At 57.8% G+C, this 7,019-nt stretch carries 9 protein-coding genes; 8 read left to right on the forward strand and 1 reads right to left on the reverse strand.

Going from position 1 to position 7,019, the window contains the following annotated elements; all coding sequences use genetic code 11:
• The 7 genes from PXK07_RS15740 (at nt 1) to PXK07_RS15770 (ending at nt 3,954) form a co-directional block, all read left to right on the forward strand.
• On the forward strand, nt 1-492 hold the full coding sequence (locus PXK07_RS15740; protein ID WP_274849308.1) for a hypothetical protein: 492 nt from the start codon (nt 1-3) through the stop codon (nt 490-492).
• Nucleotides 470-850 carry a helix-turn-helix domain-containing protein gene (locus PXK07_RS15745; RefSeq protein ID WP_274849310.1) on the forward strand — a complete coding sequence of 127 codons (381 nt, stop codon included), beginning with the start codon at nt 470-472 and terminating at the stop codon, nt 848-850. The genes PXK07_RS15740 and PXK07_RS15745 overlap by 23 nt, the downstream gene beginning before the upstream one ends.
• Entirely contained in the window at nt 847-1,317 is a 471-nt protein-coding gene (locus PXK07_RS15750) for a hypothetical protein (RefSeq protein ID WP_274849311.1), read from the forward strand. Before PXK07_RS15745 ends, PXK07_RS15750 begins: the two co-directional genes overlap by 4 nt.
• 190 nt (nt 1,318-1,507) lie before the next feature.
• Nucleotides 1,508-2,281, forward strand: a complete 774-nt coding sequence (pssA, locus tag PXK07_RS15755; RefSeq protein WP_446728387.1) for a CDP-diacylglycerol--serine O-phosphatidyltransferase — start codon at nt 1,508-1,510, stop codon at nt 2,279-2,281.
• A gap of 28 nt (nt 2,282-2,309) precedes the next feature.
• Entirely contained in the window at nt 2,310-2,978 is a 669-nt protein-coding gene (locus tag PXK07_RS15760) for a class I SAM-dependent methyltransferase (RefSeq protein WP_274849313.1), read from the forward strand.
• A gap of 55 nt (nt 2,979-3,033) precedes the next feature.
• On the forward strand, nt 3,034-3,303 hold the full coding sequence (locus tag PXK07_RS15765) for a hypothetical protein (protein WP_446728388.1): 270 nt from the start codon (nt 3,034-3,036) through the stop codon (nt 3,301-3,303).
• Between the two features lie 9 nt (nt 3,304-3,312).
• Nucleotides 3,313-3,954 carry a DUF1523 family protein gene (locus PXK07_RS15770; protein ID WP_274849314.1) on the forward strand — a complete coding sequence of 214 codons (642 nt, stop codon included), beginning with the start codon at nt 3,313-3,315 and terminating at the stop codon, nt 3,952-3,954.
• A gap of 2 nt (nt 3,955-3,956) precedes the next feature.
• Here PXK07_RS15770 and PXK07_RS15775 read toward each other — a convergent pair whose 3' ends face one another.
• Entirely contained in the window at nt 3,957-5,534 is a 1,578-nt protein-coding gene (locus PXK07_RS15775; RefSeq protein WP_274849315.1) for a DUF5928 domain-containing protein, read from the reverse strand.
• A 138-nt stretch (nt 5,535-5,672) separates the two neighbouring features.
• On the opposite strand from PXK07_RS15775, the gene PXK07_RS15780 reads away from it, so the two are divergent.
• Nucleotides 5,673-6,491, forward strand: a complete 819-nt coding sequence (locus PXK07_RS15780; protein ID WP_274849317.1) for a sulfotransferase family protein — start codon at nt 5,673-5,675, stop codon at nt 6,489-6,491.
• The last annotated feature ends 528 nt before the right edge of the window (nt 6,492-7,019 follow it).

Consider the following 7,019-nt stretch of genomic DNA (forward strand, 5'->3'; position numbering starts at 1 on the left):
ATGGCAACACTGATAGGCTTGTGTGAGCAAGGGCTGCTTGACACGATCGACCCTCTAAGCCCGCATGAGCTTCCTTGGAGATCGCTTTATGGAACACCGGATTTTATCGATTGGCTCGATAGGGCGTTGCCCACGTTAGATCACAACGATTTGTACGATGATCTGACACCGCAAGACCAAGTGTTCGTGGCGTTTCACGAATACGTAGCTGGAGAAGAGTTCCTTGAAGATCGGCGCTTTAAGAAACTCAGCTGGACGCCCGAGAGGTTCGTTTGGGAAATCAAAACCGAAGAGGTCCGAGTGTTCGGGTGGGTGCCTCACAAAAATGCGTTCATTTGCTGTTATGGTGATAGCAAAGACAGAATCGAAACTGAGCGTAGCTACGGGCGGTACATCGCGCAAACAGTATACGTTCGCGACAATATGGATTTAGACGAACCTAAGTTGGTTCGCAGCGGAGCTTTGCACGATGTCGTATCGAATAAAGATTGATGGCAAGAAACGGAAGGCGGCGCTCTTCATTTCTCAAGTCCAGAAAGAAATTCAGAAGGCGCTTATCGAATCCGGTAAAACGCAGCAAGAAGTCGCGACTATATTGGGAGTGGATAGGTCTGTTGTAAATCGAAGGCTGAAAGGGAATTCAAATTTGACAGCTCGCTCAATTGCGGAGTTTGCTTACGCGCTAGATAAAAATATCGAATTTAAGATGGTCGACATTAATCTTGCTGGACGCGGTAATGGCGTGGAAGATGCCCATAATGTTGTTCAATTGAATAGTTTTCGCGACGATCCCGCAACGGGAACTGTGAAGCCCGATGCCACAATAAATGTTGAGAGTGCTGTCCTGTGAATGCTGAAGCGTATGGGGTTACCGTTTTTTGCGATGACATTCGGCATGAAGTCGCCGGAAAAATGACCCTCGTAGGGTGTTATTTGGCTGAAATGAATTTCAGTAATCCCCCGCCGGGAGTGCTGCCCACGTTCGCGGCGTTAGTGAATGTAAGAATTCCGCTGTCAATAGAGTATGATAAGTTGACGCTGCTAGTCGTGAAAGAGACAGGTAGCGAAGTGGAGGAAATTTTTAGGACTGAAGTCGATAATCCTTCAACAAGTCTAAATAGTGATCCACAAGATGACGGTGGTGAGGCGCCGAGTATCGCAATGATTGCGGTTCCTGTGAGGTGGTCGCTGATGGAGTTTTCTAAACCAGGGTTTATTAAAGTCAGAGGATACTTGGATGGAGATGCGGAGATTCGAGCTGGCGCGCTGAGGGTGAATTTCCCTTCGGGTGAAAATCTGGACCCTGAAGGAGGTTGATTGAACTTGGTGAGAGCAAGATGATCGCTATTTGCCCTACAAAACACTGATCCTGTTTCAATTACTGATCCTGATTACAGCCCCCTCCCATTGCACGCCCCCTTTCGATCAGGCATAGCGGGGGCGGCTCTGCTGCGCTATGCAGGGGAGGGCGGGGCTTTGGATGATGCCTCCCCCGCCAGGACCTCATATGACCTCTGACAAGACTGACCTCCGCCCCATGGACGATCTGCCCAAGAAGACGAAAAACGAATACGCTCTGATCCAGCTTTTGCCCAATATCATGACGGTGGGGGCGATCTGCGCGGGGCTGTCGGCGGTGCGCTTCGGGGTGCAGGGCAATTACGTGCTGGCGGTGCAGCTGATCCTGCTGGCGGCCCTTCTGGATGGGCTGGATGGGCGGCTGGCGCGGGCGCTTGGCAGTGACAGCAAGATGGGGGCCGAGCTGGATTCGCTGGCCGATTTCCTGAACTTCGGCGTGGCGGCGCCCCTGGTGATCTATTTCTGGGCCTTGCAGGACATGCGCAGTGCGGGGTGGATCTCGGTCCTGGTGTTCTCGGTCTGCTGCGTGGTGCGGCTGGCGCGGTTCAACGTGGCGGCGAAATCCGAAGAACCGGTGGAGGGAGAGCGCGAGGGTTATTTCACCGGCATCCCGTCCCCCGCCGGGGCGATGCTGGCGATGCTGCCGATGTTCCTGTCTTTCTCATTCGCGGATGGGCTGGTCATTCCGGGCCTGCTGATCTGCTTTCACATGGTTGTCATAGGGTTCCTTATGATCAGCCGCATTCCCACATGGTCGCCCAAGGCGGTGAAGATCAGCCGCGAGAATGTGAAGTACTTCCTTGTAGGGTGTGCCTTTGCCGGGGCGGCGGTTCTGACCTATGCTTGGACAACGCTGGTGGTGTTGTGCCTTGCTTACGTGGTTCTGGTGGTTTGGGGGCTGATCCGTAGGGTGCCGGATTGAACCCGTAATTCGAACGGGGGACAGGCGATTGGAACTGAGGGCGGTTCAATCATCCTATGCGCGCTGGGCGCCGATCTATGACAGGACATTCGGAGCGGTGACCAATGCCGGGCGCCGCCGGGTGGTGGGCTATATCAACCGGCGCGGCGGCACGGTGCTGGAGGTGGGCGTGGGCACCGGATTGTCGCTGCCCCATTACGGCCCGGATGTGAAGGTCACCGGCATCGATTTCAGCCGCGAGATGCTGGCCAAGGCCAAGACCCGCGTTGCCGAAATGGACCTGCGCCACGTGAAGGCCCTGCGCCAGATGGATGCGCGCTGCCTCGATTTTCCGGATGCGTCCTTTGACACGGTGGCGGCGATGCATGTGCTGTCGGTGGTGCCCGAACCGCAAAAGGTGATGGCTGAAATCGCCCGTGTGCTGAAACCGGGCGGCGAGGTGGTGATCAGCAACCATTTCAAAAGCACCGATGGGATGATGGCGGCGGTAGAGAAGATCTCGGCCCGCTTTGCCAATGTCTTGGGCTGGCATGCGGATTTCGAGATCGAGACGATCCTGCAGGAGGGCAGCCTGGCCGTGAAGGAGAAGGAAAGCCTGCCGCCCCTGGGGCTGATGACCTTCCTGGTGCTCAAGAAGGCGCCGCAAGGCCAACCGCACAGGCCCGGCCGCACGGGATTGGCATCGTCCCGAAAGTGATTATGTTCCAAGGTACCAGCTGGGGCTCGCACAGATCCGGCTGGGGCAAGGGGCGGTGGTTTTGGCGTTTATTCGACTGTTTTTCTTCCTGATGATCACGCTGACGGTGGTCTATGGCGGCGTGTCGCTCTATTCGCGGGAAATGCGTCGGGCCAAGCTCAAGCGTCGCTGGAAAGACAAGGGGTTGACCGGGGACCGCGCGGCCTTCATCCAGCGGGGGCTGAGGCAATATGACCGGTCCTTTCGGCGTCGGCTGATCCTTCTGGTCTATGCCGTGCCACTGGCGCTGATCGCCCTGGTGATTTACATGGTCAATTTCAGATAGGAGAGCGTCATGGGCTATATCAAATGGGGATTTCTGATCACCGTCTGGCTGCTGTTCGGCGCCTTTCTGCACTACACCCTGCCGCAGTACGACGTGGTGCGCATCGTCAACACCTACGAGGAACGGCAGGAACTGAACGACTGGACGCGGATCTTCTGGTCGACGCCGGACAGCCAGTCCAGCGAATTGGTGAACCGGGATGTACAGTTCATCCAGGCGGTGCGCCCGAATGGCGATGCGGTGGTCTACCGCAACGAGGACACCGGCTGGAACTGGCCGCCCTATTTCAAGTTCGACACTGCGAACCTCTATACCGAGGCCAATGACGCCATCTCCAACAAGGCCAACCCCGAATGGGTGGCGGTGCTGCACTACGGCTGGCGCAACGAGTTCCTCTCGGCCTTTCCCAATGCGGTTGCGATCAGGCCCGTTACCGGGCCGGAGGACAAGCCGCTCAATTGGGTGAGCATTGTCATCCTGGTGCTGATCGCGGCGCTGTTCTGGGCCATCTATGTGCGCTGGCGCCGGTTCCGCCGCAACCGGCTTGATCCGATGATCGACGAGGTGGAAGACAGCCTCTATGCCGCCGGGGACGCGATCTCCGAAAAGAAAAGCCGCCTGCGTCGCTGGCTTGGTGGCACGGGCGGCTGAGCCTAGTCTTTGAAAAGACCGTTGTCCCGGTAGATCTCTTCGGCCTGCTGCCGGGACAGGCCAAAGACCTCTGCCAGAGCCGTCACGTCCGAGTCTGCCGTGCCGGATTCGCTGATGTAGTGACAGCCCTGGAAATCCGCATCGCGGATCCTGTCGCTTTCATAGAGGATGTCATTGCGGATCGAGGGCAGGATCCGTTCCAGCGTCTGCTGTGGTGTTTGCGTGCCCACCAGCCCCGACCGTTCGGCATGGGCGATCAGATCCGCGTCGGAGAAGCTGCAGTCAAGATGCAGCAGCCGGATGGTGGAGCGGTCAGAGGCGAAATCCTGAATGAGCTCCAGCCCGGACGGGTCGATGCAAACCATCAACCGATCGCTGTCATAGTGGTCGAACAGCATCCGCATCAGCGCGCGGTGATGCCGGTTGCGCTTGTCCAGGGTGGTCTCGATGCCGCCAAGATCGGGCAAGGGGGTATCGGCTTCGTGAAAGAGATAGCCCAAAGCGGGGACAGAGGTGATCTTGTGGATCCGCTCCACCAGGCGCTTGGCCAGGTGCCACTTCTTGCAGACCACCATTACCAGCACCCGTTCCCGCCCCAGCGTGCTTTCGGCTTCCCAGAAACGCGGGGCAAACCGACGCCCGTTTCGCCCGCGCCCGGCCAGGAAGCGATAAAGGTTGCGGCCTTCGTTGGAGATCTGGAATTCCACGTCTTCGGCCATATACAGGCGACCCAGGCGGCGCCGCAGCTCTTTTGCCTCCGGGCTGATCTTGCGGGCAAAGAGGAAGTCCTGCCCCAATAGTAGATCATAGTGGTCATTGTAGAAATTCACCGGCATCCCGTAATCGGTGAACATCAGGAAGGTGAGCGTGCGGCTGTGGATCTCCTGGCTGGGGATCAGGTGGCGGACCAGGGTTTGGAAAAAGGTTTCATCGGGAATCCAGGTGGTGCGGAAAAACCGGATCACGTCGCGGCGTTTCTTCAGGAAACTGAAGATCGCCTCGATGGTGCGGCGGCGCAGGCACCACCATTGGCTGCCGATCTGCATCTGCAGATCGGCGGGAATGGCGCGCTGCAAGCCCAGTTTCTTCTGCAGGGCGTGGCTGAATTCGAACAATCGCTTGTGCTTGCGCTCGTTGAAATAGTGCCGGTAGATCAGCCGGTCTTCGACCATGCCGGTCTCGATCCAGTTGCTTTCGAAGAAATCGAAGCTCTCGATGAAATCGCAATCGTTCCGGTCCAGGAAATCATGGGCATATTGCGCGGTCTTGATGGCCATGCAATCGCCGGACAGCATGTAGAAATGGGTGGCGCGGGGGAATGTCTCCAGCGCGGCTTCCAGCGCCCCCAGCGTGGCCTGCACCAGCGACCATTCCCCCCAGCCGCATTTGATGCGCCGACGGGCAAAACAGACATTGGGGTTGTCCTTCAGCGTGGCTCTGATTTCCTCGAAATCCCGGTTGCTGGCGCGCCCGTCGAAGTGGATCACCATGTAATCGCCAACCGCCGTCAGCCGCTCGGCCTGCTGGATGATCGCTTCGGGATCCTTGTGACACAGCAGGATGTAAGCGATTTTTGCCATTTTAACGACGATAGCCCTGCTTGCGGTGGATTGTAGTCTTGATAAAGCGCAGAGCGATTTGAAGAAACAAGATTATTTGTCTTTTGAATGCGATATGGGCATTGTTGCGGGAATTGGCAGGACAAGTGAGGGATTTGGATGGGATTTCCGGGAACCTGGATGACCGAGAGCGAAAGCGTGATCTATCGCGTGGTGCCCAAATGCGCCTGCTCGACCATTGGGCAGATCCTCTATTATTCCGACCATGGGGAGTTCTTTGATGGCGACATCCATGACGCCAAGGAAGGGCTGCACAAATGGGCGCAGGACCAGAGCCACGCGCCGATCACCCGCGCCGCCCAGGGGCAGCAGACCTATGCCTTCACCTGCGTGCGCAATCCCTATACGCGGGTTCTGAGCTCCTTTTTCGACAAGATCTGCGGCATCCAGCGCAATGGCAAGCGCTATCGCGGCCACCTGGTGCAGCGCCTGGTCTATGACTACGGGATCGAGGTCGGCGGCGAGGACGGCAAGCAGGAGTTCGACCAGATCAAGAGCTTCCGGCGGTTCCTGCTGTTTGCCCGCGATACCATCCGCTGGCGCCGCCCGATGGAGCCGGACATCCACTGGTCGGCAACGTCAGGCCATGTGTCGACCTTCATCCAGAATGGCGGGCGCTACAACAAGATCTTCTGGACCGAGAAGTTCAACGAGGGCATGCAAGAGGTCCTGGACGGGATCAAGACGCCGCATGCGGTGGATCTGGCGACAATTCCACGCTTCAACGAAAGCGAGGGCCACGGCCCCAAGCGCGCCCATCCGGTGGAGGATTACTTCGACGATCTGTCGATGCATCTGGTCTATGAGATCTACAAGCGCGATTTCGAGCTGTTCAAATACGATTTCGAAAACCCGGCCAACAAGATGCCCATCGGAGAGATCGACCTCGAGGAGGTTCACGCCAAGCTGGGGGACTGAACGCGGATTTTTCAGCGCAAACGGGGGGCTCCCGCCCATCGTCCGGGCATTGAAATGCCCATCCTCTGGTTGGGCCTGGCGCCGCTGGCGCGGCGCAGAAGGTTTTTGCTCAGAAGCGGTTCAGGGGCAGGTCTGCCCTGAACGCGCCCTGTCGATTATCAAAAGGATCACACCCCGCCTCAAGGGAACCTCGCGCGATGCGCGAGGCCGCTTGTGCGGCCCTTGACCCGCGGTGCGATCCGGTTCGGTTTGGGGTGGTTGTGCGACGCGTCAGCGGCGCCGGGCCCAAGGCCGCCAAGGGGAATTGCCGAAGGCAAGGCACCTGCGGGCGCGGGAGGGCTCCACCCTGTCTTTAGAGGGCTTGACCGGCGGAACAAAGCCTTGCGTATCCGCGCAATTCCTCGTCCAGGTTTGAATGCGCCTTCAGGTAGTCTTCAATCACGATTTCAGTCTTAGGGTCAGGACCCATTGATTTCCGTCCAGCGGCGTGATTCACGGTTCGAAAATCGAGCGGTAACATGTCTGATC

Source organism: Phaeobacter sp. QD34_24, assembly GCF_028890115.1.
Lineage (GTDB): Bacteria > Pseudomonadota > Alphaproteobacteria > Rhodobacterales > Rhodobacteraceae > Phycobacter.